Origin of the sequence: Nocardioides panacihumi (assembly GCF_039530925.1) — a bacterium.
GTDB lineage: Bacteria > Actinomycetota > Actinomycetes > Propionibacteriales > Nocardioidaceae > Nocardioides > Nocardioides panacihumi.
Genome location: NZ_BAAAPB010000002.1, coordinates 623,788 through 649,034 on the forward strand (window position 1 = coordinate 623,788; position 25,247 = coordinate 649,034).

The 25,247-nt window shown below is 70.8% G+C and carries 27 protein-coding genes and 2 tRNA genes; 13 read left to right on the forward strand and 16 right to left on the reverse strand.

Annotated elements, in window-relative coordinates:
- Positions 1 to 167 precede the first annotated feature (167 nt).
- From ABD205_RS12155 to ABD205_RS12165, 3 genes are all read left to right on the forward strand, one after another.
- On the forward strand, positions 168 to 803 hold the full coding sequence (locus tag ABD205_RS12155; RefSeq protein ID WP_344045099.1) for a hypothetical protein: 636 nt from the start codon (positions 168 to 170) through the stop codon (positions 801 to 803).
- An 884-nt stretch (positions 804 to 1,687) separates the two neighbouring features.
- On the forward strand, positions 1,688 to 2,128 hold the full coding sequence (locus ABD205_RS12160) for an META domain-containing protein (RefSeq protein ID WP_344045100.1): 441 nt from the start codon (positions 1,688 to 1,690) through the stop codon (positions 2,126 to 2,128).
- A gap of 345 nt (positions 2,129 to 2,473) precedes the next feature.
- On the forward strand, positions 2,474 to 3,715 hold the full coding sequence (locus ABD205_RS12165; protein WP_344045101.1) for a DUF222 domain-containing protein: 1,242 nt from the start codon (positions 2,474 to 2,476) through the stop codon (positions 3,713 to 3,715).
- Between the two features lie 24 nt (positions 3,716 to 3,739).
- On the opposite strand, the gene ABD205_RS12170 is transcribed toward ABD205_RS12165, so the two are convergent.
- A complete protein-coding gene (locus ABD205_RS12170; RefSeq protein ID WP_344045102.1) occupies positions 3,740 to 4,831 on the reverse strand; it encodes an acyltransferase family protein in 1,092 nt (363 codons plus the stop codon).
- A gap of 101 nt (positions 4,832 to 4,932) precedes the next feature.
- Here ABD205_RS12170 and ABD205_RS12175 point away from each other — a divergent pair, with 101 nt between their 5' ends.
- Positions 4,933 to 5,151 (forward strand): hypothetical protein, encoded by a 219-nt coding sequence (locus ABD205_RS12175; protein ID WP_344045103.1) that lies wholly within the window; start codon positions 4,933 to 4,935, stop codon positions 5,149 to 5,151.
- 66 nt (positions 5,152 to 5,217) lie between these two features.
- On the opposite strand, the gene ABD205_RS12180 is transcribed toward ABD205_RS12175, so the two are convergent.
- The 6 genes from ABD205_RS12180 to ABD205_RS12205 all read right to left on the reverse strand — a co-directional run bounded on the left by ABD205_RS12180 (position 5,218) and on the right by ABD205_RS12205 (position 9,969).
- The gene (locus ABD205_RS12180; RefSeq protein WP_344045104.1) at positions 5,218 to 5,691 is read right to left on the reverse strand and encodes an SRPBCC family protein; all 474 of its coding nucleotides are present in this window, start codon (positions 5,689 to 5,691) and stop codon (positions 5,218 to 5,220) included.
- A 76-nt stretch (positions 5,692 to 5,767) separates the two neighbouring features.
- The gene (locus tag ABD205_RS12185; protein WP_344045105.1) at positions 5,768 to 6,376 is read right to left on the reverse strand and encodes a hypothetical protein; all 609 of its coding nucleotides are present in this window, start codon (positions 6,374 to 6,376) and stop codon (positions 5,768 to 5,770) included.
- Positions 6,377 to 6,498: 122 nt separating this feature from the next.
- Complete coding sequence (locus ABD205_RS12190; RefSeq protein ID WP_344045106.1) at positions 6,499 to 6,954, reverse strand: LapA family protein; 456 nt, start codon at positions 6,952 to 6,954, stop codon at positions 6,499 to 6,501.
- Positions 6,955 to 6,994: 40 nt separating this feature from the next.
- Positions 6,995 to 7,858, reverse strand: coding sequence for an ABC transporter permease (locus tag ABD205_RS12195; RefSeq protein ID WP_344045107.1), 864 nt, complete (start codon positions 7,856 to 7,858; stop codon positions 6,995 to 6,997).
- Positions 7,845 to 8,780 carry an ABC transporter ATP-binding protein gene (locus ABD205_RS12200; protein WP_344045108.1) on the reverse strand — a complete coding sequence of 312 codons (936 nt, stop codon included), beginning with the start codon at positions 8,778 to 8,780 and terminating at the stop codon, positions 7,845 to 7,847. Before ABD205_RS12200 ends, ABD205_RS12195 begins: the two co-directional genes overlap by 14 nt.
- A 67-nt stretch (positions 8,781 to 8,847) precedes the next feature.
- Positions 8,848 to 9,969, reverse strand: a complete 1,122-nt coding sequence (locus ABD205_RS12205) for a LolA family protein (RefSeq protein WP_344045109.1) — start codon at positions 9,967 to 9,969, stop codon at positions 8,848 to 8,850.
- A 78-nt stretch (positions 9,970 to 10,047) separates the two neighbouring features.
- Between ABD205_RS12205 and ABD205_RS12210 the strand changes: the two genes are divergently transcribed.
- Positions 10,048 to 10,719: a response regulator transcription factor gene (locus ABD205_RS12210; RefSeq protein WP_344045110.1), complete on the forward strand. Its 672-nt coding sequence runs from the start codon at positions 10,048 to 10,050 to the stop codon at positions 10,717 to 10,719.
- Positions 10,716 to 12,122 (forward strand): HAMP domain-containing sensor histidine kinase, encoded by a 1,407-nt coding sequence (locus ABD205_RS12215; protein ID WP_344045111.1) that lies wholly within the window; start codon positions 10,716 to 10,718, stop codon positions 12,120 to 12,122. The genes ABD205_RS12210 and ABD205_RS12215 overlap by 4 nt, the downstream gene beginning before the upstream one ends.
- 19 nt (positions 12,123 to 12,141) lie before the next feature.
- Here ABD205_RS12215 and ABD205_RS12220 read toward each other — a convergent pair whose 3' ends face one another.
- Both ABD205_RS12220 and ABD205_RS12225 read right to left on the reverse strand, forming a co-directional pair.
- Positions 12,142 to 12,951: a DUF2182 domain-containing protein gene (locus ABD205_RS12220; protein WP_344045112.1), complete on the reverse strand. Its 810-nt coding sequence runs from the start codon at positions 12,949 to 12,951 to the stop codon at positions 12,142 to 12,144.
- A 6-nt stretch (positions 12,952 to 12,957) separates the two neighbouring features.
- A complete protein-coding gene (locus ABD205_RS12225) occupies positions 12,958 to 13,560 on the reverse strand; it encodes a DUF1326 domain-containing protein (RefSeq protein ID WP_344045113.1) in 603 nt (200 codons plus the stop codon).
- Between the two features lie 225 nt (positions 13,561 to 13,785).
- Here ABD205_RS12225 and ABD205_RS12230 point away from each other — a divergent pair, with 225 nt between their 5' ends.
- The gene (locus tag ABD205_RS12230; protein WP_344045114.1) at positions 13,786 to 14,370 is read left to right on the forward strand and encodes a hypothetical protein; all 585 of its coding nucleotides are present in this window, start codon (positions 13,786 to 13,788) and stop codon (positions 14,368 to 14,370) included.
- 52 nt (positions 14,371 to 14,422) lie between these two features.
- Here ABD205_RS12230 and ABD205_RS12235 read toward each other — a convergent pair whose 3' ends face one another.
- Complete coding sequence (locus ABD205_RS12235; protein ID WP_344045115.1) at positions 14,423 to 15,313, reverse strand: dioxygenase family protein; 891 nt, start codon at positions 15,311 to 15,313, stop codon at positions 14,423 to 14,425.
- Positions 15,314 to 15,428: 115 nt separating this feature from the next.
- Between ABD205_RS12235 and ABD205_RS12240 the strand changes: the two genes are divergently transcribed.
- Together ABD205_RS12240 and ygiD are read left to right on the forward strand one after the other, a co-directional pair.
- Positions 15,429 to 17,048: a Na+/H+ antiporter gene (locus tag ABD205_RS12240; RefSeq protein WP_344045116.1), complete on the forward strand. Its 1,620-nt coding sequence runs from the start codon at positions 15,429 to 15,431 to the stop codon at positions 17,046 to 17,048.
- Positions 17,049 to 17,165: 117 nt separating this feature from the next.
- Positions 17,166 to 18,047 carry a 4,5-DOPA-extradiol-dioxygenase gene (gene ygiD / locus ABD205_RS12245; RefSeq protein WP_344045117.1) on the forward strand — a complete coding sequence of 294 codons (882 nt, stop codon included), beginning with the start codon at positions 17,166 to 17,168 and terminating at the stop codon, positions 18,045 to 18,047.
- An 82-nt stretch (positions 18,048 to 18,129) separates the two neighbouring features.
- Here the strand turns inward: ygiD and ABD205_RS12250 are convergent.
- From ABD205_RS12250 to ABD205_RS12270, 5 genes are all read right to left on the reverse strand, one after another.
- Positions 18,130 to 18,205, reverse strand: a tRNA-Glu gene (locus tag ABD205_RS12250).
- Positions 18,206 to 18,283: 78 nt separating this feature from the next.
- A tRNA-Gln gene (locus tag ABD205_RS12255) sits at positions 18,284 to 18,355 on the reverse strand.
- Between the two features lie 55 nt (positions 18,356 to 18,410).
- The gene (locus tag ABD205_RS12260; RefSeq protein WP_344045118.1) at positions 18,411 to 19,373 is read right to left on the reverse strand and encodes a CPBP family intramembrane glutamic endopeptidase; all 963 of its coding nucleotides are present in this window, start codon (positions 19,371 to 19,373) and stop codon (positions 18,411 to 18,413) included.
- An 11-nt stretch (positions 19,374 to 19,384) separates the two neighbouring features.
- A complete protein-coding gene (gltX, locus tag ABD205_RS12265) occupies positions 19,385 to 20,860 on the reverse strand; it encodes a glutamate--tRNA ligase (protein WP_344045119.1) in 1,476 nt (491 codons plus the stop codon).
- Between the two features lie 7 nt (positions 20,861 to 20,867).
- Positions 20,868 to 21,692: a fumarylacetoacetate hydrolase family protein gene (locus ABD205_RS12270; protein ID WP_344045120.1), complete on the reverse strand. Its 825-nt coding sequence runs from the start codon at positions 21,690 to 21,692 to the stop codon at positions 20,868 to 20,870.
- A 32-nt stretch (positions 21,693 to 21,724) separates the two neighbouring features.
- Between ABD205_RS12270 and ABD205_RS12275 the strand changes: the two genes are divergently transcribed.
- Positions 21,725 to 22,642, forward strand: a complete 918-nt coding sequence (locus ABD205_RS12275; RefSeq protein ID WP_344045121.1) for a 3-methyladenine DNA glycosylase — start codon at positions 21,725 to 21,727, stop codon at positions 22,640 to 22,642.
- 35 nt (positions 22,643 to 22,677) lie between these two features.
- Here the strand turns inward: ABD205_RS12275 and ABD205_RS12280 are convergent, their stop codons facing one another.
- Complete coding sequence (locus ABD205_RS12280) at positions 22,678 to 23,235, reverse strand: TetR/AcrR family transcriptional regulator C-terminal domain-containing protein (protein ID WP_344045122.1); 558 nt, start codon at positions 23,233 to 23,235, stop codon at positions 22,678 to 22,680.
- Positions 23,236 to 23,340: 105 nt separating this feature from the next.
- Here ABD205_RS12280 and ABD205_RS12285 point away from each other — a divergent pair, with 105 nt between their 5' ends.
- From ABD205_RS12285 to ABD205_RS12295, 3 genes are read left to right on the forward strand one after another with little or no spacing between them, the layout of a single operon-like run.
- The gene (locus ABD205_RS12285; protein ID WP_344045123.1) at positions 23,341 to 23,946 is read left to right on the forward strand and encodes a biotin transporter BioY; all 606 of its coding nucleotides are present in this window, start codon (positions 23,341 to 23,343) and stop codon (positions 23,944 to 23,946) included.
- Positions 23,939 to 24,637: an energy-coupling factor ABC transporter ATP-binding protein gene (locus ABD205_RS12290; RefSeq protein ID WP_344045124.1), complete on the forward strand. Its 699-nt coding sequence runs from the start codon at positions 23,939 to 23,941 to the stop codon at positions 24,635 to 24,637. Before ABD205_RS12285 ends, ABD205_RS12290 begins: the two co-directional genes overlap by 8 nt.
- A complete protein-coding gene (locus ABD205_RS12295) occupies positions 24,634 to 25,245 on the forward strand; it encodes an energy-coupling factor transporter transmembrane component T family protein (RefSeq protein ID WP_344045125.1) in 612 nt (203 codons plus the stop codon). Before ABD205_RS12290 ends, ABD205_RS12295 begins: the two co-directional genes overlap by 4 nt.
- Positions 25,246 to 25,247 lie beyond the last annotated feature (2 nt).

The window sequence follows — 25,247 nt, forward strand, 5'->3', positions numbered from 1 at the left end:
CGACGTGCGACGAGTGTTCGCGTGGAGGTATGGGTGGCCAGGTCGGGATTCGCTGTTTCTGAGCGGGCACTCATGCGCGGGAGTAGTTGGGAAGTCGCGACCGCGTCAGGCGCAAGGGTCAATATGGGTCATGTCCTGGCTCACCGACGGGCCTTACCTTCTAGCCCATGCATCCACACGCGCGCCGCCTCGCGGCGATCGCCATCGCCAGCGCGGTCGGCCTTCTCGCGACCGGGTGTGGAGACACTGAGGAGGCCAGCAACCCGGCCCCTGTCGCGGAGGGAGAGCCAACCGCCGCCTCCGTGGCGGTTGCATCGCCTGTCGCGCGTGCAGCTGGGCCCGGAACCGGTGACCTGTTCGTCCACGGGACCATCACGCGGGACAAGGCACCGGCCGCCGGCATCCGGGTCTCGGTCAACATCCCCATCGCCGACGACTCCCACGTTGCCGTGGGTGAGACGGTCCCCACCTGGCAGTCTCCGCCGGTCGCCACTGACGCTGACGGCCACTACGCCATCAACGTCGACGACAACGCTCTGCCGGCCGGCTACCTCACCGACAACCCCGAGGGCGACTACGCGAACTACGATCTCCTCGTCTTCGACGACAACCAGATGGCGCGGTGGAGCTCGACCCTTGCTGTCGTCGGCGACACCCACGTGTGGCGAACCATGTACGGCAAACCGGCCGGCAGCGTCCAGGACATGTCGATCGACCTCGGCACGAAGACGATCACGGTCACCGACTCAGACGGAGAAGTCGAGACTGCCGCGCTCCCCATCGGCGAGCTCGCCGCCGAGTAGCCACCTGCCGGAGAAGATGCCGGCAGCGCGCCTGACGCTGCTCCGGGTCGAGTTGCTGGAAGGGCTCGCTCAGTTCTCGCTCCAAGAGGGCCGACAGGTTCCACAGCGCAATCTGCTCAGCCACGTGTTGCGGCGCGTTCACCCGCTCCTCGTCTTCCCAGCGATGCAGCAGGTCGAACAAGACGAGTGCTACGTCTCCGGTCAGCGAGATGCTCACGTTCCCCTGGAACATAGAGGCATCAGCCCGAATCGGGGCACTCATCTGCCGCTACCCGAGCGTCATGCCAGTGGCACGCCGACCACGTCGGATACTTGTACCAGCCCCGATGAGTGCTCCGAGAACGCCCAGCACCAGGCAGGTCCGCAGCGGCCATGACGTGCAACCTGCCCCTGCCAGAAACGTCAGCGGGCCTAGCAGTGAGCCGTCCAGGATTGGGTGGCGTCGCCACCACGGACCGACCCGACCGGGAGCGATCGCCATCCCAAGACCCATCGCGCCGTAGACCACACCCGCGATCAGCCCGACGCCCCAGCCACGATGCGACGTCACCGCGAAGACTGCAAGCGCAGATGCCGGAATCAACCAGATGCGCATCCACGCCGGCGGTCTCGCTGACCCGCCATGAAGCCACGTGCCGACGTTCACCTGCGTGTCCGTCCTTCCGGGACGCTGCTGTATAGGCCCACCGCATTCTGGCAGCGGGGCCGTCGCTACACGGCCGATTTGGGGTGCTGGTGCGGATGTGCGGACGTCCGCATCTGCCGCGGTCAGCCGCGTCTCAGGTGCCGTTGACATCACCTCCGGGCTCCGGGCAGGCCTCCATACGCCGGTCCTTTCCCACCACCCGATTTCGGTGATCGCGGTGCGCAGTCTCAGTGGGACCATGGCCGCCATGACGAAGCGCACCTTCGCGCCGTTCGTGGTCGTGCTCCTGATGCTTGCCGGGACGGCAGCGTGCGGATCCGACGCATCATCGGGCACCGCGGTGACCGAGAGTGACTTGGCCGGGGCGACGTATGTGTCGACAAGCGTGACGGGCCACACGCTCGTGAAGGGGACGAGCATCAAGTTGGTCTTCGACAGTGGCAACATGGCCGTCTCCGCAGGATGCAACACCCAGACGGGGCCCTACACGCTCGCCGGGGAGAACTTGAACTGGAAGACGCAACCGGCGTCGACCATGATGGCGTGCGCCGAAGACCTGTCCGCACAGGATGACTGGCTGCGCGCCCTCTTCATCAGCGGAGTTGCGACGACGATCGACGGCACGAAGATGACCATGGTCAAGGCCGACGTCACCATCGAGCTCTCCAAGGAGAGCTGAGCCGGACGGCGGCGTGCTCAACCTCGCCCGGTCATCGCGGCAGATCAGGTCGTTCAGCCAGGAGGCGTGCCTCACGGGCCACTGCGCCTGCCCGCCGGATCGCCGTCCTGGGTCAACAGAGTCGGCGAGAGGATCAGGTGAACTCCACTGGCATCGCACACAGCCCTTGCGAGATTGTTCGAACACGTGTACGGTTGATGGTGATCGTCAGTCACTCCGGTGGCTCCACCTCCACGTCGATCAGCAGACCGTTCTCCTCTGTCCGTGTCGTGCATCCGTGGAGTCCCGATGAGTGTTGTGAACCCCGAGCCGCCTGGTCGGCCTGTGGCGTCGCGGACCCATGGGGTGCATCGGTTCCTGGGTCGGTTGCACGAGGTGCTGGACGGGGTGCTGGACGGGGGCGAGGTCGATCGGTTGTGGGCGCTCTCGCCGGAGCAGCTGGGTGAGTGCCTGCGGGAGGCCTATGCCGCGGTGGCGCGGCTGGAGCAGCTCACCCTGGCCCTGGTGGCCCAGGCCGACTCCTCCGACCTGGCGGCCTATGACGGTGAGACCAGCCTGGTCGCCTGGCTCTGCGACCGGACCCGGATAGCACCTGGTGTCGCGAAGCGGCAGATCGGCCTGGCCCGCGGGTTGGAGGAGCACCCGCTGACCCGGACGGCGCTCGCGAACGGGGCGTTCCCGGCCGCCTCCGCCACGGTCATCCTGGCCGCCCTGGACGCCCTGCCCGAGGAGGTCGACGGTGGCGTTCGGGCTCAGGCGGAGGAGTACCTGGCCGGGCAGGCCCACACCCACGACACCCACACCCTGCGCCGGCTGGCCGACCACCTCGAGGAGGTCATCGACCCCGACGGCGCCGACGCCCGCCTCGCCGACCAGCTGGCCCGCGCCGAAGCACGCGCCGCCCGCACCACCCTCGTGAACCTCACCCACGACGAGGTCACCGCCACCACCACCGGCAGCTTCCGCATCCCCCTGCTCGACGGGGTCCGACTCCAACGCATGCTCGAAGCACTCCTCAACCCCGGCCGACCCGACCCCATCCCGACCGACGACCCCGCCACCGGAGCACAACTCAGCGCCGAGGAACGCCGTGGGCACGCCCTCATCGAGCTCCTCAACAGGATCCCCACCGGCCGACTGCCCCAGACCGGCGGCTGCCAACCCACCGTCGTGGTCACCATGGAACTGCAGACCCTGCTCGGCGACCTCCGTGCCGCCCACCTCGACACCGGTCAGGCCATCAGCCCCGGCCAGGCCCGCCGCCTCGCCGCCCGCCACGGACTCATCCCCGCCGTCCTCGGCACCCACAGCGAGGTCCTCGACCTCGGCCGTAAAGCACGACTCCACAACGCCAAACAACGCCTCGCCATGCTCATCACCCAACACGGCACCTGCGCCGTCCAAACCTGCGACCGACCCGCCGCCACCGCCCAAGCAGCCCACCTCATCGCCTGGCAACACGGCGGCCCCACCGACCTGACCCACGGCGCACTCCTCTGCAGCCGCCACCACACCCTCGCCGACCACCCCGACTACCAGATCGAACACCTACGCCCCGGACGCATCCACATCCACCGACGCCAATAGGACGGCGACCGGAGCCCCCAACCCTCACGTCACGCGCGGGGCTCCAGCCTCCACCAGCCCGAGCACCGCCGGCCCCGACTCCCCCCGCCGCCGTGCCAGTCGTGCGCGCAGTGGACGTTCGACGTACCTGAAGCTCGCCTCGGCGAGGACGATGAAGATCGCGATCCAGGCGATGTCTCCCAGGACGGTGTGCCCGAGCAGCGCAAGGATCGCGATCCGCACCAGGACGTTCCAGAGGTAGATCGAGTACGACCGCTCGCCCAGCCACCGCAGCGGAGCGCTTGCCAGGAGCGACCCCACCGCAGAACGCGGCCGCATCACGACTCCGATCAACAGCACGAGCGTCAGTCCCGTCCCAGCGACGATCACCAGGGACGGACGACCGGTGTCGTTCCGATAAGCCACGACAGGCAGGAGGACGATCGCCAGCGTCGCACCCGACGCGAGATAACGCATGGTTCGAGACAGCCAGTGGTTGTGGACGACGATCGCCAGCAACGATCCGACCAGGATCGGAAGCGCGTTGGTGTCGGTCCCGAAGTACTCGTGCTGGTCGAAGCGCACGTCCCGGCTCAGACCGAGATAGAGATCGAGCGCCAAGGTGACCGCGATGAGCGACACCGTGAGCGCGGCGAACAGGCGGGGACTGCGGCGATAGCCCCACAGCAGGGCGAACGGCCAGAGCAGGTAGAACTGCTCCTCGACCGACAGGGACCACGTGTAGTTGAAGTAGTCCTTCGTGGCGAAGACGTGGCCGGTCCAGTCGAACAGACTCGTGGTGTACGTGAGGGCTGCGCCCGCAGGCGCGAGGATCTGACCGGTGCGCAGGCCCCCCCGACTGACGAGCAGCACCACGGTCGTCGCCGCCACGACCGTCACCAACGCCGGACAGAGACGCGCCGCCCGCCGCCGGTAGAAGCCACGTACGTCGATGGTGCCGGTCTGGAGCTCGCGCACCAGGAGTGTGGTGATGAGGAACCCGGACAGGCAGAAGAACACCGTGACACCGACGAAGCCGTCGATGAACGGCCTCGTCATGGCGTGCTGGCCGAGAACCAGGAGGATGGCCACGCCACGGACCCCATCCAGACCCGGATGGCAACCACGGTCGCGCACGAGACGATTTTATCCCCGCCGCCAGCCGCGGACCGAGTGACGAGGTGCGCCCGCCACCCGCCGACTTCCGGTGGGGCCCTCATGCTGCGATACTCGAAGAGATGACAACTTCAGCCGGGCCACGGCGACACATGGCAAGTAGCCCGTTCCGACCCAAGCCTGAGCCGATCATCGAGGAGTACGCGCTCGATGACCTCGTCTCGCACGACTCCTACGGGGTTGGTCGGGTCATCCAGCTGGAGGCCGGCGCGGTGCTGGTCGACTTCCGCTCCCAGAAGGTGCGGATCACCAGCCCCTACGCCAAGATGTCGAGGCTCTAGCCCGCCTCCGTCCTATCCGACGCCGACGCGACTGCGCCGCGCGTCGATCTGCGGCGCTCGACGGCGTCAGGATCGCATCAGGATCGTCTCGAGCTCGGCCAGGGCGCGGGCGGCGTAGCCCTGCCACATCCGCCCGATGACGAGCGGGGTGAGCCGGGCGAGTGGAGCGGTCGGGTCGATCGTCCATGACCACCCGACCCGGGCACCCGTTCCCTCCGGTGTGATCGACCAGTTGCCGTCGACGGTGCGCACGAAGGGCCGCAGCGGTCCGTGGACGTCGTCGAGCAGGTACGCGTATCCGTGCGGCCGGTCGACAGCCGTCAGCGTCTCCCGCAGTCGACCACCGTCGGCGAGCAGGATCGTGCGGTCCTGCCCGACAGTTCCCCAGTCGTCCGGCTCGTCGACGACCTCCCGCACTGGCGGGAAGGCGGCGTACCGACGACTGAAGATCTCAGGCAGTTGGGCGGCGATCAGCCGATCGAACGCTTGCGTCGGCTCGACGGCAACGAGCCGTGACGCCTCGACCCGATAAGCCGTCATGCCCGAGAGGCTAGTGGTCACAGCCCACCGCGGCCAGGCTTCGGGCTGTCATCGACGGCGGACACGCCGATGTCGATCAGTGCAGGAGCAGCAGATCCACCTGCAGCTGCTCCACGACGGCCCGCAGGTCGTCGTGCTCGTGGAGCGGCTCACTGCACCAGCAGCGCTGCCAGGTCCCGGCAGCAGCACGCTCGGCGGCGACGTCGAGCACCTCTCGCGCGAACCTCACGGCGGCGCCGGGCAGGACGACGTCCGGCGAGCACCGGGAGCGTACGGCGACGCCGAACTCGGCGACGCAGACCGCCGCGCTGGCGATCGCGAGGTCGCACTCGTCGCGGTCGGCGTGACCGCCACTGGCGACGGCGAGCTCGACGGCCAGCGCGAGGGCGGTCAGCAGGCTGCAGGCGTTGTCCAGGCCGAACGCCCGGTCCGGCTCGACGGTCCTGCGTCCGGAGCCACCGTCACACCTCACGAAGAGGGCCGCGAACCTGCGTGGCCATCCGTCGTCGAAGTAGCGGGCGAGGACCTCGACCTCGCTGACGTGTGCGCGTGACGAGTACAGGGACAGCTGGCTGGTGAGGACGCCCTCCGCCGCGGCCTGGTCGAGCCGTACGCCGCGTCGACGGCACTCCTCGACGAAGGCGGCAGCGAGCTCGCGGAATCTCGGTTCGTCCTGGACCGCCACCGTTGCCTCCTCCCGTGGCCGGGCACCCTCGGACGATAAGGACGCTCACCCACGGTCGAGACGGTCCGACGGACACAGTCCCCAATCTGTGTGACGTGCGCCGGCGGCGACCGGAGGCCGGGTCACCGGGGCTGCGTCGGGCGGTGCCTCTGGTCGCGGCGTACCCGGGCCCGGATCTGGAAGATGCGGAGGCTGCCCGCCACCGCCGCCAGGAAGAGCCCGGCGACCGCCCCGATCAGCAGTGCGACCGCCAGCGGCGTGTGACCCTCCCAACCGAGGAAGGACACGGTGACAGAGCGGGTGTTCTGCGCGATGAAGATGATCAGGAGGACCAGCACGAGGCCGAGGCCGACGACCCCGACCCAGGCCCGGCCAGCGCGCGACGGCCGCAACGGGTCACGGCCCGGAGCCTGAGGGGTCGAGAGGTCGGGGTCGACGCCTTGCGCCTGGGACGCGTCGGGCCGGGTCGCGTCAGGCCGCGTCGCGTCAGGCCGCGTCGCGTCAGGCCGGGTCGCGTCAGGCCGGGTCGCGTCAGGCCGGGTCGCGTCAGGCCGGGTCGAGGCATCGGGGTCACTCATGTCGATGCGGTACCCCTATGTGCGGCGAGCCGACACATCGCTAGCTCGTGACGTCCTTGCCGGCGAAGCGCGCCCAGGCCGCGGCGAAGAAGACACACCCGTACGCCGCGGCGACGTAGAGCCCGTGCAGTGCGCCGTCCCACGCGATCGGCGTGCGGAAGAAGTCGCCGAAGGCCAGCCAGTGGTGGGTCAGCAGGTACGGGTGCAGCCAGGCGACCTGCGGGATCGAGTCCAGGATGAAGCTGGCCGTCGAGAAGACGACCGTCGCGATCGTGGCGGCGATCGGCTGCTCGGTCAGCGTCGAGATGAACAGGCCCACGGCCCCGAGCGAGGCGAGGGCGCAGGACAGGTACGCGGAGGCGAGGACCACCCTGGCCAGGCCCGCCGTGAAGGAGATCTGGCTGCCTGACAACGTCGTGACGCTGCCGCCGCCGAACAGTGCGAGACCGATCGCCATCCCCACGACCGTGATGAGGAACGTCGCGAGGAACGCGAAGATCACGATCGCGGCGTACTTGACGCCCAGCAGCCTCAGCCGCGCCACCGGCACGGTGAGCAGGTAGCGCAGCGTCCCCAGGTTGGCCTCCCCCGCGATCGCGTCGCCGGAGATGGCTGCCACGGCGAGCGGGAGGAAGAGACCCAGCTCGATGGTGAGCGCCGACAGCGAGACGAACAGTCCGTTCTCGGTGATCGACTGGAAGAAGTCCGGGGCGTCGGAGCCGGGCTGCGACGCGGTCGACTTCACGGCGACGGCGATCAGGATCGGCACCGCCGCCAGGACAGCGAGACCGGCGATGTTCCGGCGGCGCCGCAGCACCAGGCGCAGCTCGGAGGCGAGGAACCGCAACGATGGCCGACGGACCGCGACCCGCGCGGCCGGCGGCGCGAGCTCAGCCGCTGACATCGAAGCCCTCCCCCGTCAGACCCACGAAGATGTCCTCGAGCGTCGGCGCGTCCACGACGAAGCGCGTGACCGAGAGGCCGGCATGGACGCACGCGGTCACTACCTTCTCGGGGGCGACGTCACCGAGCCGGCCGAGCGCACCGTGGGGGGTGACGCGTACGTCGCGCAGCCCGAGCTCTCGCATGACCTCGGCGGCCTGCTCGGGCTGATCAGTGTCGACCCGGGCCTCGGCCTCCTGCTGCCGGCGTATCTCGGCCGCCGGGCCCTGCGCGACCAGGTGGCCGGCGTGCATGACGCCGATGTGGGTGCAGACCTGCTCGACCTCGGAGAGCAGGTGGCTGGAGACGAGCACCGTGGTGCCGTCGTCGGCGAGGGAGGCGATCAGCGAGCGGACCTCGCGGGTGCCTTGCGGGTCGAGCCCGTTGGTCGGCTCGTCGAGGACCATCAAGTCCTTGGGCGTCAGGAGCGCCGCCGCGATGGCGAGCCGCTGCCGCATGCCGAGCGAGTAGGCGCGGTAGCGCTTGCTCGCCGCCGCCCCGAGCCCCACCCGGTCCAGGGCCTCGCCGAGCCGCCGTCTCGACGTCGCCGGGTCCGACGTGCGGTCCGCGGCGTCGAGCCGGCGCAGGTTGTCGATGCCCGAGAGGTACGGGTGGAACGCCGGCCCCTCGACGAGCGCCCCCACGCGCGGCAGCGCGTCGACGACCCGAGCCGGCACCGGCAGTCCGAGGAGCTCGATGCGGCCGTGGGTGGGGACGACCAGCCCGAGCAGCATCCGGATCGTCGTGGTCTTCCCCGAGCCGTTGGGCCCCAGGAACCCGTACACGGCCCCGGCCGGCACGACGAGATCGATCCCGTCGACCGCAGCGTGCGAGCCGAACCGCTTCGTGAGCCCGAGCGTCCGGACGGCGTCAGGCCCTGTCACCGCCGTGTCCCCAGCCGTGTCCCCAGCCGGGTCGACGGGCCTGTGACTGGGCCTGTCACTGGGCCTGTCACTGGGCCGCCAGCGCGGCGTACAGGCCCGCGGGCGCCACCGCCCCGGCGACGACCCGGCCGTCGTCGGTGAGCAGCACGGAGAAGAGCGTGCCACGGAGCAGGTGCCCGGATCCCCATGCCCCGGAGACCGTCGGGAGCGCCCTCACGACACCGTCGAGGTTGCCCAGGCCGCGTCCCTCGGAGCCCCCGTTCGTGCCACCGCTCGCCGACGCGGGGAGCTTCGCCACCACAACGGCGGTCCAGCCTTCGCCGACGACCTGCGGCTTGGCCTTGCCCGACTCGCGCGGAGTGGTGGCCGATCCCGCGGCGTCGCCGGCACCGCCGGCGGACCCGTTGGTCACGTGCGCACCCGCGGGCGGGTTGAACTCGAAGACCGACGACGAGGGCCGCGACGGGTTGAACGAGGTGAAGCCGATCTCGAAGGCGGGCTTCGTGGCGCCCCGCGCGAAGACCTGGACCCGGGTCGGGATGTGGGTCGCACCGTCGATCGCGATCCTCACGGTGCCGACGAGCGTCGCCGGGTCGCGCGGCTCGAGGACCAGCTGGTACGCCGACCGGCCGGCCACCTGCGCGGTGCGGTCGGTGCTGACGCGCGTGGTCGGCGTGATCGCCGCCAGGGCGGCGTCGGCGGCCTGCTGCGGAGTCATCGACTGCGTCTCTCCCGGGGTCGCCGGACCGTGCCCGGCGTCGGCCGGGATCGTGAGGTGGCGGGCCGAGTTGTCGCGGCTCGACCAGATCCACACGTCCGACCCGTTCCGGACGACGTCGGACTCACCGAGCTGGCCGAGGAGCGCGACGCGGGTCCGGTCCGGCCCCGCGGACCAGACCCGCAGCGTGTGGGAGCCGGAGACCAGGGAGCTGAGGCTCGAGCTCTGGTCACCACCGGCGCCGGGCAGCGACGGGAGCCCCAGGGCGGCCGACTGCACGACGGTGCCGGACAGCCCGTCGACCCGGGCGTTCTGAACATCGACGAGGAGCTGCGCGGCACTCCTCTCCGGCAGCGGATCGCCGGCGTTCGCACTGATGGCGGCCGCGAGGGATCCGGCCGAGACGAGCACGACGGTGGTGAGCAGCGGCACGAGCCACCGCAGCTGGGGTCGACGAGCGAACAGGGTCACGCGCTCATCGTCGCGCCGGGCGCTGTGAACTGGCTGAGAACCTGTGGGTGCTCTCCGAAACCCTGTCAGGATGTCGGCGTGCGGCTGCTGGTGGTCGAGGACGAGGTGCGGCTCGCGCACGCCCTGCGCCGCGGCCTCATGGCGGACGGGTTCTCCGTCGACATCGCCCTCACCGGTCCGTCGGGCCTCCAGGCGGCGCGCGACGGCGCCTACGAGGCCGTGCTGCTGGACGTGATGCTGCCCGGCCTGTCCGGCTACGACGTCGTACGCACGCTGCGGGCGGAGGACAACCCGGTCCCCGTCCTCATGCTGTCCGCGAAGGACGGCGTGCACGACCAGGCGGACGGTCTGGACTGCGGCGCCGACGACTACCTTGTCAAGCCGGTGTCGTACGTCGTGCTGCTCGCCCACCTGCGGGCGGTGCTGCGTCGGCACCACGACACGCGGCCACCGGCGCTCAGCTGGGGCGACGTACGCCTCGACCCCGCCGTCCACGAGGTGACCCTGGCCGGCGCGCCGGTGGCGATGACGCCACGGGAGTACGCGCTGCTGGAGTTCTTCCTGCGTCACCCCGACCGGGTCGTCACCAAGGTCGAGCTCCTGGACCGGGTCTGGGACCTCGGCGACCGGGACACCAACACCGTCGAGGTGTACGTCGGCTACCTGCGGCGCAAGCTGGGCCCCGACGTGATCGAGACCGTCCGCGGAGCCGGGTACCGCCTCGGCGGGTCGGCGATCGTCGGCACATGACCCGGCGGCCGACGGGACTCTGGTGGCGCCTGACGCTGCGCGCCCGGCTGATGACGATCGGCCTGATCGGACTCGCCGTCGCGCTCGCGATCGGCAGCATCGGCCTCTACGCCGCCCTCTCCGTCGAGGGGCTGCGCCGCGTCGACCGCGCCGCTCAGGCGAGCTCCGCGGAGGTGGCAGGCCTGATCCGCGCCGGACGGCTGCCGCAGACACTCCCCGCCACCGGGGTCGAGATCATCCAGGTCCTCGACGGTCGTGGACGCGTCGTCAGCGCGTCGGCGAATGCCGACCGGCTGACCTCCATGCTGCGTCCCGACGAGCTCGAGAAGGCCCGCCACGGCCCGGTGACCTTGTCCGGGTCCCGCCTGGGGATCACGTCGCGGCTGCGGGTCCGCGCCACCGACGTCGGAGCGGGTCCGGACGATGCCACCCCCCGCACGATCGTGGTCGCCGAGCCCGTCGACGACCTCGTGGAGAACAGCGACGTCCTGCGGCTGGTCCTCCTCATCGGCTACCCGCTCCTGCTGCTGGCGCTCGGCGTGATCGCCTGGCGCGTCATCGGCGCCGCCCTGCGCCCGGTCGAGGGGCTCCGAGCCGCCGCCGACCGGATCTCCGGCTCGGGACGTGGCGACCGGCTCCCGGTGCCGCCGTCCGAGGACGAGATCCACGCCCTCGCCGTGACTCTGAACTCGATGCTGGACCGCCTCGACCGCGCCCGGGAGCGGGAGGTCGAGTTCGTCGCCGATGTCGCGCACGAGCTGCGCAGCCCGCTCGCGTCGCTGCGGATGCAGGTGGACGTCGCACGCCGCCTCGGCCAGGGCGGGGAGGTGCTCGACGAGCTCGACCTCGACATCAGCAGGATGTCGGCCATGGTCGAGGACCTGCTGGCCCTCGCGCGCATCGAGGCGGGCGCAGTCGCCGACGCGCCCGTGTCGGCCGACGTGCGCGACGAGCTCGAGCGGCTGGCGGCCCAGTGGTCCGCCCAGTCGTCGACCCAGTCGTCGGCCCAGTCGTCGGCGACCGCGCGCGTCGAGATCGAGCCCGGGCCCACCCAGCTCGTCGCCGCGCGTCCCGAGGAGGTCGCCCGCGTGTTCGCCAACCTCGTCGCCAACGCGGCCCGCTACTCCCCCGTCGTACGGATCTCGGCGCGTCGCCGGAACGACGTCGTCATCGTGTGGGTCGACGACGCCGGGCCGGGGATCCCCGCGGCCGACCGCGAGCGCGCCTTCGAGCGGTTCACCCGGTTCGACGAGGCCCGCGACCGAGAGAGCGGCGGTGCCGGCCTGGGGCTCGCGCTCGTCCGAGCCACGGTCCGTCACCGCGGCGGGGACGTCCGACTCGCCGACTCGCCGCTCGGCGGGCTCCGGGTCGAGGTCGAGCTGCCCGCCGCGGACGCAGGCTGAGTCGACCGCCGAACGCCACTCAGCTCATCGGCATCGTCTCGCCCGACGGGATCGTGAGGCCGGGCACGGCGCCCGGAGCGACGAGCAGCAGGATGCCGAGGCCGACCAGCAGCGTGGCCGTGGCGTAGGTCAGGCCGCGCCGCCACGGCAGCGTCTTCTCGACCGCGATGATGCCCGCCACGAACGCCATCCAGGTCACGCTCATCACTCCCAGCGCGAACAGCGATGCCATCAGGGCCCAGCAGCATCCGACGCACCACGCGCCGTTGCGCATGCCCATGCTCAGAGCGCCGCGGTAGCCACCCCGCCACGAGCTCAGGATCGAGCCCAACGGGCTGCGGCACTTGCGCAGGCACACGTTCTTGAGCGGGGTGAGCTCGTAGGCGGCCGCCACCAGGAGCGTGGCTCCGGCGACCTCCTGACCGGCCCGGTCCCAAGCCAGCCGATCACCCGCGACCGCGACGGCCCCGGCCCCGATCACGTAGGCGACCACGCCCGCCGCCGCCCACGTCACCAGGTAGCCGCCGGCGAACAGCCACGGGGACAGCGGCGAGGTCGACCTGGTGGCGCGGGTGTAGAGGGCGATCGTCGGCGCCACCGACGGGAACATCATCGCCGCCATCATCACGACCCACAGGCCGAGGAACCACGAGAGGCTGCCCAGCCCGGACCAGGGCCCGGCGTCCATCCCGCGCATCGCGCTGACGCTCCAGACCCAGCCGAGGGCCGCGAGCGCGAACAGGGCGGCGACCAGGCCGATCCGGGCTCGGACGGCCGCGTACGCCGGGGCCAGGCCCGCGTCGCCGTCGTGCCCGACGGTCGACGCCATGGCGGCTCAGGCCGCCCAGGAGAAGTCGGACTTGGACAGCCCCGTCCTGCCCTCGTAGGAGATGCCGAAGGCGTCGATGCGACTGCGCTTCGCCTCGGCCATGGTCAGGTCCGAGCCGACCGGGTGGAACATGCCCTGGAAGCGCACCGGCTCGCCGGTCTCGACGCCGAACGGCACGATGTCCTCGATCTCGAAGTCGATCGTGTCCGCCACGCGGACGCTGTGCCGCAACCCGTCGTCGGTCACGTCGATCACGGCCCGCTCGACCCCGACGACCTCGCCGACGAGGGGCGCCAAGGCGCCCATCGGGCCACCCAGCTGGCCGCCGAAGACCTTCACGAGCTTGTCGAACTGCTCGTCGTCGGCGCCGTCGTCGATGTAGACGCCGAGCCGCCAGTTGCCGTCCGTCATGACCTTGGGCGTATCGGCGATCAGCGCGACCCGGCGGCCCGCGATGTCGGTGCCCTCGATGTCACCCGCGCGGATGTTGAACACGAGCGTCACCCGGCAGAAGTCGTACGTCGCCCCGTGGTCGAACGACATGTTGCACGGACACATCAGCTCGCACGAGCACGTCTCGACGTAGCTGCCCGTCAGATTCCACGACATGACCTGCCCCTTCCCCTGGGCGCCACACTCGGACCTCTCAGTGTCGCCACCGGCGCCGGTGAGCGTCAATCGCTCCTCCCCTACTCCGATGACGGTCCGGCCGCCGGGGTCGGCCTCACCCGAAGCGGGGGTGCCGTGCCCTCGGCGTCGAAGCGACGATCGCGGCACCGGGGCGGTCACGCGCGTGGCGTGGCGCCTGCGTCTCACAGCAGAGGTTGGTGACACATGCGCGCAACTCTCGACCGCCTGATCTCCATCGGTGGTCTCATCCTCGCGATCCTCCTGCTCGTCGCCGGAGGGCTCCTCACCTGGGCGCACTTCTTCGTCACGAACGAGGTGCACGACCAGCTCGCCGCCCAGAAGATCACGATGCCCACCGACAAGACCGGGCTCGCAGACCTGCCGGCCGACGACAAGGCAGCGCTCGAGCCGTACGCCGGGCAGCAGATGACGACCGGCGCCCAGGCCCAGGCGTACGCCGACCACTACATCGCGGTCCACCTCAGCAAGGTCGCCGACGGCAAGACCTACTCCGAGGTCAGCAACGCCTACATCGCCCAGTGCTCCGACCCGGCAGCCGCTCAGACCCCCGACTGCCAGGCGATGGCCGGACAGAAGCAGACGCTGTTCCAGGGCGAGACCCTGCGCGGGCTGCTGCTGTACGGCTACGCCTTCGCGACCATCGGCACGATCGCGGGGTACGCCGCGATCGCCGCGTTCATCGGCGCCATCATCCTGCTCGTGCTCGCCCTGCTGGGCTTCCGGCACTACCGCCGGACACGATCGCAGGAGCTGCACTCGGTCACCTGAGCACGGGCTGGATCGTCGGGGAGCGGCTCGCGCGCGGCGCGTGAGCCACTCCTCAGTCGACCTCGACCGACCGCTTCGCGAGGCCGAGGGCGTAGCCGTCGATCCGCGTCCGCGGAGCCGCAGTGGGATCGTCGGCGGCGCCGAGCGTGACGAAGAGCGGCGTGAAGTGCTCGACCGTGGGGTGCGCGTACGGCATGCCCGGAGCGTGCTCGCGGAACGCGGCGAGCTCGTCGACGTCGCCTCGCTGCAGCGCCTCCGCCGCCCAGTGGTCGAAGTCGGCCGACCAGCCGGGGACGTGGCTCAGGTCGGACCAGTCGATGAACGGCAGACCGTGGGTCATGTAGCCCGAGCCGATGACGAGCACGCCCTCGTGCCGCAGCGCCGAGAGCCGGCGCCCCAGCTCCATGAGCCGAGCCGGGTCGTGGGTCGGCATGCTGACCTGGAGCACCGGGATGTCCGCCTCGGGATACATGATCTTGAGCGGCACCCAGGCGCCGTGGTCCAGACCCCGGCTGCGGTGCTCGTGCACCTGCTCGGTGTCCGGCATCAGCCGCGAGACCGCCTGTGCGAGCTCGATGGCCGCGGGGGTGTCGTACCGCATCCGGTAGTACATCGGGTCGAAGCCGCCGAAGTCGTAGACGAGCTCGGTCGGCATGCTGCTGCTGATGCTGAGCGGAGCCGCCTCCCAGTGGGCCGAGACGATGACGATGCCGCGCGGCCGGGGCAGCGCCCGGGCCCACGTGTGCAGCTGGGTCATCCAGTCGCTCATCTCGAAGAGCATCGGCGCCCCGTGGCTGAGGTAGATCGCCGGGAGCGCGCCGTCCTCCGGGGTCCACCCACGGTGTCGCCCGGTCGCGGCGGCGCGACGCAGGTGGGCGGCGAAGGGGTGCGTCGCCGGGATACCGCGGTCCGCCAGCGCGGTCCGACTCGCGACCTGCGTCATGTCGACTCCTCGAAATTGGTTGTAGATACAACCACGAAGGTAGCGCGAAACAATTGTATCTTCAACTATCCGAGCCGCCCGCACCCCTGCTTGGCGCCGTCGTGATGATGAGGGGGTGCCTGTCTCGACGATGCTCCTCCTGGTCCTGGCCGCTGTCGCGGCGATCGTGGCCACCCAGCGCATGGCCGAGCACACCGGCCTGCCGGCGCCGGCACTGCTGACGCTGATCGGCATCGCGTACGCCGTGCTGCCCGGCCCGAACGTCGAGCTGGACCCGGACCTCGTCATGACGTTCGTGATCCCGCCACTGCTCTACAGCGCTGCCCTGGACTCCAGCCTGCTCGCGATCCGGCGCAACGTGCGCACGGTCATCAGCCTGTCGGTCCTGCTCGTGGTGGCGACCGCACTGCTCGTCGGAGCCGGCTTCGCCCTCTTCGTCACCGGCGCGACCCTCGCCGCCGGCGTGGCGCTGGGCGCCGCGATCGCACCGCCCGACCCGGTCGCGGCCCTCGCCGTCGGCCGCAAGGTCGGGCTGCCGCCACGACTGCTGACGCTGATCCAGGGCGAGGGCCTGCTCAACGACGCGACCGCACTGACGCTCCTGTCGGTCGCCGTCGCCGCCGCCACCGGAGAGGGGTTCTCGACCCGGACGGCACTCGGCGAGTTCGTGGTCGCCGCCGCCGGGGGCGTGGCGGTCGGCCTGCTCGTCGCGTACGGCGTCCGGTGGGCGCGCCGGTGGTGCCAGGACCCCCTGAGCCTCAACGCCGTGTCGCTGGCGACGCCGTTCGTGGCCTACCTGATCGGCGAGGAGGCGCACGTGTCGGGTGTGCTCGCCGTGGTCGTCGCCGGACTCGCGATCGGGCACGACGGCCCCCGCACGGTCTCGGGAGCGAGCCGGCTCCAGGTCAACGCGGTGTGGCGGCTGGTCGACTTCCTCCTCGAGGGCATGGTGTTCCTGCTGATCGGCCAGCAGCTGCCCACCGTGGTCCGCGGTCTCGGCGGGTACGACGTCTCGACGGTGGTCGTCGCCGCGGTGCTCAGCGTCGGGGTCGTGCTGGTGCTGCGCCCGCTGTGGCTCGTCGTCACCCAGCTCCTCCCCCGCCCGCTGCGCACCGGCCTCGGCGGCGACGCGACGGACCGGCTCACGGCCAGGGAGGTGCTGGTCCTCAGCTGGGCGGGCACCCGCGGCGTGATCACGCTGGCTGCGATCTACACGATCCCGCTGGTCACCGACACCGGCGAGCCGTTCCCCGACCGGGACCTGCTGCTGTTCTGCGCCTTCCTCGTCGTCCTGGTGACCCTCGTCGGTCAGGGCATGACCTTCGCCCCGCTGGTCCGCCTGGTCGGGCTCCGCGCGAACGCGGTCGATCAGGCACGGCTGCGCAACGAGGCCCGCTCCGCGGCCGTCAGGGCCGCGCTCGACCGGCTGGCCGAGCTGGAGTCGGACGAGGAGGCCGCCGACGAGCAGCAGGCGATCGTGACGGTGCGGGCCCAGCTCGAGCACCGGCTCGACCGCTACCAGCAGCGGCTCGACCTGCTGGAGGACGCCGACGAGATCATCCCGGCCAACCCGCCGTACGAGGCCGCCCTCCGCCTCCACCTGTCGGTCATCGAGGCCGAACGTGAGGAGCTGCTACGGCTGCGCGACGCCGGCCAGCTGCCGGACTCGGGGCTGCGGGTGCTCGAGCGCGAGCTCGACCATCGGGAGGTGCTGCTGCCGCCCCGCGGTCGTTGACGGGCGCCCCGCGCACCGGGGACGGGATCGAGCAATTCTGCCATCGTGGGAGCCGGGGCCGGCGTACGGCGACCCGGACGCGCACGGCGGAGCACCATCGACCCGGAGGAGATCCGCATGACCGATCGGCAGACGCAGCGCGAGGGCGGGACCATGCCGGCCGCCTTCCTCGGGCACGGCAACCCGATGAACGCGCTCGAGGTGAACCGCTACACGACCGCCTGGAAGGCGTTCGGCCAGGCCGTCCCCCGCCCGCGGGCGATCCTGGTCGTCAGCGCGCACTGGTACATCAACGCGACCGCTGTCACCGCGATGCCACGACCGCGCACCATCCACGACTTCTACGGGTTCCCCCAGCCGCTGTTCGACGTCCAGTATCCGGCGCCCGGGATGCCCGAGCTCGCGGCGGAGATCAGCGACGTCGTCCACCCCACCTGGGTGGGTGCGGACGTCGACAGCTGGGGGATCGACCACGGCACCTGGAGCGTCCTGATGCACGCCTTCCCCGACGCCTCGATCCCGGTCGTCCAGCTGAGCATCAATGCGGACAAGCCCCTCGACTACCACCTGCGGCTCGGCGCGCAGCTCGCCCCTCTCCGGGAACGAGGGGTGCTCATCGTCGCCAGCGGCAACGTCGTCCACAACCTGCGCGGGATGGACTGGAAGCTGACGGACGACGGATTCGACTGGGCCCAGCGCTTCGACGAGGACGCGAAGGCGCGGATGCTCACCGACCCGACGGAGATGGCCGCGCTCGACGCCCACGGCGACTACGCGCACGCCGTGCCCACGCCCGACCACTTCATCCCGACCCTCTACCTCGCAGGGCTCGCCGGGTCGGCGGAGAGCGCCGACGTCCGTGTCCTCGTCGACGGGTACGCCTACGGCTCCCTGTCGATGACGGCCTACACCCTCGGCATGGAGTGCCCGCCCGTCTCGGACGCCGGCGGGTCGTCCCGTCCGCCGTCCGACGTGCCACCGGACGGCTCCAACATCTAGCGCGGGCCGGCGCTGCACGAAACTCGCGCCGAGACGGAAGAAGGTCCTGACCGGCATCTCTGCTGGTCAGGACCTTCTTCGCTGGTACCCCCGACCGGATTCGAACCGGCGCTACCTACGTGAGAGGCAGGCGTGCTAGGCCGCTACACAACGGGGGCTTGCCCTTCGGACAACTCGCAGAACACTAGCCGGAGCATCGTTTCCGCACCAAATCCTCACGTTTCCGCGAGGACTCGCTGGTCTACTAGGACTCGAACCTAGACTAACTGGACCAGAACCAGTCGTGCTGCCAATTACACCATAGACCATCGACTTAACAGTCGATCGGTCCGTCCGCCAGGGCGTCCGAACCGAGACGAAACCTTACACGGACGGGGTTTGGCCGACCAATTCGGTGGCACTCTCCGACGCCTCGCCCGCCGTTCTCGTCGCGATGCCGAGCCTTCGAGCGGCGAACATCACCAGGGCGAGGTAGACGAGCGACTGCGTCAGCGTGCTCGGGATCATCCACCAGCTGCCCCCGGTGGCGTGCAGCGCCTCGGTCATGTCGCCGAACGCGAGTGCCAGCCCGAACGCCAGGAAGTTGTTGAGGACGTGCATCGCGATGCCCGCCTCGAGCCCGCCCGTGGCGATGACGAGCACCCCCGCGACCAGCCCGAAGGCGAAGCGGTCGAGGAAGACCGGGAGGCTCTGGGCCCCGTGTGCCAGGGCGAAGAGCAGCGCAGGCACCACGACCGCCACCCACCGGGGGCGGAAGAGCCCGCCGAAGACCTGCGTGAGGTAGCCGCGGAACGCGTACTCCTCCCCCGCCGCCTGCAGCGGGGTCAGGAGAAGGATGATGAGGAGGTAGTCGCGGCTCGTCGACGTGAAGTGGTTGACCTTGCCGCCGAGATCGTCGTCGGTGCCCGCCGACGGCAGCAGCGCCGACACGACGAGCGTGGCGCACAGCGCCAGCACCGCGATGCCGAGGCAGACGAGCAGCCAGCGCCAGCGCATCCGGCCGGCGACCGACGCCACCCAGCCCGGCCTGAGCCAGCCGTGCAGCACGTAGGTCAGCAGCATGACGGTCGGGATGGCCGAGGCGAGGCTCAGGTTGAGGAACGCCAGGAACGCCGGCGTGACCGTGTCGCCGGTGAGGTGCTGCATGGCCTGGTCGAGGCTGTCACCGTGCCCGACGAACCAGGCCGCGAAGAGCGCGATCAGCAGGAGCGGGAAGAACATGAAGCCCACGAAGTTGAGGGCGAGCACGAACACGCCGATGAGCGCGCGCCACCAGCTCGTCACACCCCCCTTGTGCAGCTGCTGGTACTCCAGCCCCGCCTGCATCGGCCCGGTCCTCAGGACAGTGCCGTCTGGAGCCGGCCGAGGCTGCGGACGCGACCGAGCAGCTCGAGCGACTCGAACAGCGGCGGGCTGATCCGACGACCTGTCACGGCGACCCGGACCGCGCCGAACGCCACCCGGGGCTTGAGGCCCATCTCCTCGACGAGCGCGAGCGTCAGCGCATCGCTGATCTTGGCGGCCGACCAGGGCTCGACCCGGGCGAGGGCGTCGTACGCCGCCTGGACGACGGCCTGGCCGTCGTCGGTGTCGACCAGCTTGGCCTTGTCCGCCTCGTCGACGGTGAACTCCTCCTCGGGGACGAAGAGGAAGCCCAGCATCGAGGACGTCTCGGTGAGCTTGTTGATCCGCTCCGCGACGAACGGCATCGCCAGCTCGAGCAGCTGCTGGTCAGCCGGGCTCACGGGGTCGGTGAGGACGCCGTCGCGCTTGAGGAAGGGCAGCGCTCGGTGGGTGATCTCGTCGACGGAGAGCAGCCGCATGTGCGAGGCGTTGATCGCCTCGGCCTTCTTGATGTCGAAGCGCGCGGGGTTCGGGTTGACGTCCTTGATGTCGAACGCCTCCACCATCTCCTCGAGCGAGAAGATGTCGCGGTCCCCCGAGATCGACCAGCCGAGCAGCGCCAGGTAGTTGAGCAGGCCCTCGGGCAGGAAGCCGTCCTCGCGGTAGGCCAGCGCGTGCGCCTCGGGGTCGCGCTTGGACAGCTTCTTGTTGCCCTCCCCCATGACGTAGGGCAGGTGGCCGAACTCGGGCGTCACCTTCGCGATGCCGAGCTCCTTGAGCGCCTCGTAGAGCGCGAGCTGGCGCGGGGTGCTCGAGAGCAGGTCCTCGCCGCGCAGCACGTGGGTGATCTCCATCAGCGCGTCGTCGACCGGGTTGACCAGCGTGTAGAGCGGGTCGCCGTTGGCGCGGCAGAGCGCGAAGTCGGGGACGAACTGCGTCTCGAACGTCACGTCGCCGCGGACGAGGTCCTTCCACGTGATCGAGCCGTCGGGCATCCGGAAGCGGGCGATCGGCTGCCGGCCCTCGGACACGAAGCGGTCGACCTGCTCCTCGCTGAGCTCGCGGCAGTGGCCGTCGTACCCCATCACCTTGGAGCCGGACTCGAGCCGGCGCGCCGCCACCTCGTCGGTGGTGCAGTAGCAGTCGTAGGCGAAGCGGCTCGCACGGAGCCGGGCCAGCGCGTCGGCATACAGGTCGCCGCGCTCGCTCTGGAAGTACGGCGCGTGCGGGCCGCCCACCTCCGGGCCCTCGTCCCACGTCAGACCGAGCCAGTGCATCAGGTCGATGATGGAGTCGTAGGACTCCTGGGTGCTGCGCTCCTTGTCGGTGTCCTCGATGCGGAAGACGAAGGTGCCGCCGTGGTGGCGCGCGAAGGCCCAGTTGAACAGGGCCGTCCTGACCAGGCCGACGTGCGGGGATCCGGTGGGGCTGGGGGCCATGCGGACGCGGACAGTCACAGGTGCACTCACTTCTCGATCAGGACTTCTTGATGACGGTGTTGGTCAGGGCGCCCAGCCGCGACGAGGTGACCTCGACCTCGTCGCCGGGCTGCATCGGGCCGACGCCGGCGGGCGTGCCGGTGAGGATCACGTCGCCGGGCAGGAGGGTCATCGCGGCACTGACGTGCTCGATGATCCGGGGGATGTCGAAGATCAGGTCGGCGGTCGTGCCGTCCTGCTTGAGGTCGCCCTCGAGGTAGGTCTTGAGGTCGATGCCGGCCTTGATCTCGTCGAGGGTCAGCTCGGTCTCGATCCACGGCCCGAGGGGGCAGAACGTGTCGAACCCCTTCGCACGGCTCCACTGCTTGTCCGCGACCTGCAGGTCGCGCGCGCTGACGTCGTTGGCGAGGGTGTAGCCGAAGATGACGTCCGCGGCCTTGTCCGCCGGGACGTCCTTGCAGATGCGCCCGATGACCACGGCGAGCTCACCCTCGAAGTGCACGTTCTCCGACTGCGCCGGGTAGACGATCGCGTCCCCGGGCCCGATCACGCTGGTGTTGGGCTTGAGGAAGAACATCGGCTCGGTCGGGGCCTCGCCGCCGGTCACGTCCTTCATCTCCGCGATGTGGTCGGCGTAGTTCTTGCCGATCGCGACGACCTTGCTGCGCGGGATCACCGGGGCGAGCAGCTTGACCTCGCTCAGCGGCAGCGTCTGCTGGGTCGGGTTGAGGCCGGCGTACAGCGGGTCGCCGGAGAGCACGAGGATCTGCGCGTCCTCCTGCGGCTGACCGAACTGGTCGACCTCACCGGCGATCACGCCGTACTGGGGGTCGCCGCCGGTGGTGAATCTCGCGATACGCACCCTCGGAGCCTATCGACCTAAGGTTGTGGGCCGTGGAGGTGCTGTCGCGGGATCAGTGGGAGGCGCGGGCCGCGTCACACCGCGCCCGCCTCGCGCCGTACGTCGACCCGCACCTGGCCCGCCGCGAGGCCGGCATGAAGCACCCGGTCCACGACTTCCTGTTCGGCTACTACTCGCAGCGGCCGGCCCAGCTGATGCGGTGGCACCCGGGCGCCGGCGTCGGCCTGAGCGACGCGCCGTCCTACTCCTCGCTCAAGGGGTACGCCGGATCGCCGGCCTCCGTGACGGCCGACCACGTCGCCTCCCAGCGCGTGCTGGTCGAGACGCTGCTGCGACTGCTGCGCGCGACCGCCGCCCGTCCGGCCCACCTGGGCTGCTTCGGGATGCACGAGTGGGCGATGGTCTACCGCGCCGGGTCCGTGGGCGGGACCCGTCACCCGCAGCCGCTGCGCCTCGGCGCGGCCGCCACCGACACCGTCGTGGAGTCGCATCGGATCGCGTGCTCCCACTTCGACGCCTTCCGCTTCTTCACCCCGGATGCCGTGCCCCTCAACGCGCTGTCGCCGGCGGCCGACGACCGGCCCGAGTTCGAGCAGCCGGGCTGCCTCCACGGCGGGATGGACCTCTACAAGCACGCCTTCCGGCTCACGCCGATGATCTGCTCCGACCTCGTCGCCGACGCCTTCGAGCTGGCCTGGGACATCCGGGTCCTGGACATGCGGGCGGCGCCGTACGACATGACGGGGGTGCGGCTCGACCCCACGGGCGAGGAGTGGACGCCGGTCCGGGTGGAGACTCCTGAGGGCAAGCGGGTCTACGCCGACCTGCAGCGCGGCTTCGCCGAGCGGGGCCAGGTGATCCGACACCGGCTGATCGCCGAGTGTGATCGCCTGCTGACGTACAGGGGTACACCGAAGTCGGCGTCACCCGCAGACGCGACGCTCGGCTGACGCGCCCGAGGAGGACTTCGGTGTACCCGTGTACGTCAGGCCCGACGCACAGCGACGGCCAGCTGGATCCCGGCCATGACCAGGCCCAGCCCGGTCTCGAAGTCCGACGACTCGCGCGGCTCGTCGTCGATCGCGCCGACGGACGCCGCCTGCAGGTGCGTCTGCTCGTCGACCGCGTGCCCGTAGACGAAGTGCAGGAGCGTGCGCGCGGCGACAGGCGCCAGCTCACCGAGTCCGGCCTCGGTCAGCGCGCCGACGAGGGCCTCGTAGGGATGGGCGGCGCCGAGGCCGAACGACCACACGGTGGCGACCACCTCCGCGCCGTCGCGGTAGGCGAGCAACGAGTCACGCAGCACCGAGCAGACGCCCGTCGCCCGCTCCTCCCAGGGGCCGCCGTCCGGCCAGATGCTGCGCGCCAGCATCTCGTCGGCCACGGCCGCGAGGAGCGCCTGCTTGCTCGGGAAGTGGTGGTAGAGCGCGCTCGGCTGCACGCCGAGCTCGGCGCCGAGGCGCCGCATGGTGAGGTCGGCCAGACCGTAGCGGTCGAGCACGTCGACGGCCCGGGCGACGACGTCGTCGCGGCGATAGCGCATGTGACCTACTTCCCATGGTGAGACACGTTGACCCGACGAGCGCGCCCACCTTAACCTGAACGCCGTTCACCTGACCATCGTTCAGGTCCCGACCAGGAGCCCCTCATGACCGCCACCCAGACGCCGACGACCACCAGCGCCCCTGTCGCGCGGCGCCGCTTCACGACCACCGACCTCGCGCTCATCGCCGTCTTCGCGGCGCTCATCGCCGCGGCGGCGTACACCGCGGCCATCCCCGTCGGCGGCGCCGGCGTGCCGATCACGCTGCAGACCTTCGCGCTGATCCTCGCCGGGCTGGTCCTCGGGCCGGTCCGCGGTTTCCTCGCGGCATCGCTCTACCTCCTGCTCGGCCTGATCGGCCTGCCCGTCTTCGCCGAGCACACCTCCGGCGCGGCCGTGTTCACGGGGCCGACGGCCGGCTACCTCTACAGCTTCCCGTTCCTGGCCGCGGTGGCCGGCCTCGGGGCCGTGCTGGTGGGCGCGAACCGCACCCGCGCACTGTTCCTGTTCGTGCCGGCGGTGGCTGCCGTCCTCGTCAACCACGCCGCCGGCATCACCGGGCTCCACCTCGCGCTCGACGTGTCGTGGGCGAAGGCCGCCTCGTTCGACGCGCCGTTCTGGGTCGGCGACCTCGTCAAGGCCGCCGTCGCGGCGATCGTCGCCGCCGAGGTGCACCGCGCGTTCCCCCAGCTGCTGGGACGCCGTGGCTGAGATCAGGTTCGAGGGCGCCGGGGTCACCGTCGGTGAGCGGACGATCCTGGCGCCCACCGACCTCGTCCTGCGTGAGCGACGCATCGCGGTCATCGGCGGCAACGGGTCCGGCAAGTCGACGCTCGCGCGCCTGATCAACGGCCTCGTCGAGCCGTCGGTCGGGCACGTCCTCGTGGACGGGCTCGACACGGTGCGGCAGGGCGCGCTCGTGCGCCGTACGGTCGGCTTCTGCTTCACCGACCCCTCCGCACAGCTGGTCATGCCGACGTGCGTGGAGGACGTGGAGCTCTCGTTGCGCGAGCGGATCCGCGACCGCACCGAACGGCGAGCGGCCGCCCTCGCCACGCTCGCCCGCTACGGGCTCGAGGACCGCGCCGACGTCAGCGTGCACGCACTCTCCGGCGGCCAGCGCCAGCTGCTCGCCCTCGCCGGGGTGCTCGCCGTCGAGCCCGACGTGCTGGTCGCCGACGAGCCGACCACGCTGCTCGACCTGGCCAACACCCGCCGCACGGGCGACCTGCTCCTGTCCCTCCCCCAGCAGCTCGTCCTCGTCACCCACGACCTCGACCTCGCCGCGCGCTGCGACCGGGTGCTCGTCGTCGAGGACGCCCGGATCCGGTACGACGGGCCGGCCGCTGAGGCGGTCGCCGACTACGTCGGGTCGATCGCGGAGGGTTCGCGGGAGCGATGAGCTACCTGGACGGGCTGGGCGTCTACCGGCCCGGCGACTCGCTGCTCCACCGCGCGCCGGTGGGCCCGAAGCTGCTCGGTCTCGTCGTCGCGAGCATCGCACTGGTCGTCGTACGCGGACCGGCGTCGGCGGTCGCCTTCCTGCTGGGCGGGCTCGCCCTCGCGGCCATCGCGCGGATCCCGCTGCTCCGGGTGCTGCGCGCGCTGCGGTCCCTCCTGCTGCTCGCGCTCGCGGTGGCCGCACTGCAGTGGTGGTCGTCCGGGCTCGCGCGTGCCGTCGAGTCGTTGCTCGACCTGCTCACACTCGGCCTGCTCGGTCTGACGCTGAGCCACACCACGGCCGTGACGGACATGCTCGACGCGTTCGTCCGCTGGATCACACCGCTGCGCCGGCTCGGGGTCGACCCCGAGCGGGTGGCCCTCACGGTGGGGCTCGCGATCCAGTCCCTGCCGGCCACACTCACCCTGGCGCTCGAGACCCGCGACGCCGCCCGCGCCCGCGGCCTGCGCACACCCCGGGCCTACCTGACGCCGTTCGTCATCAGGGTCGTCGCGCGGGCGCACGAGACGGGCGACGCGCTGCACGCCCGCGGGATCGGCGACGACTGAGC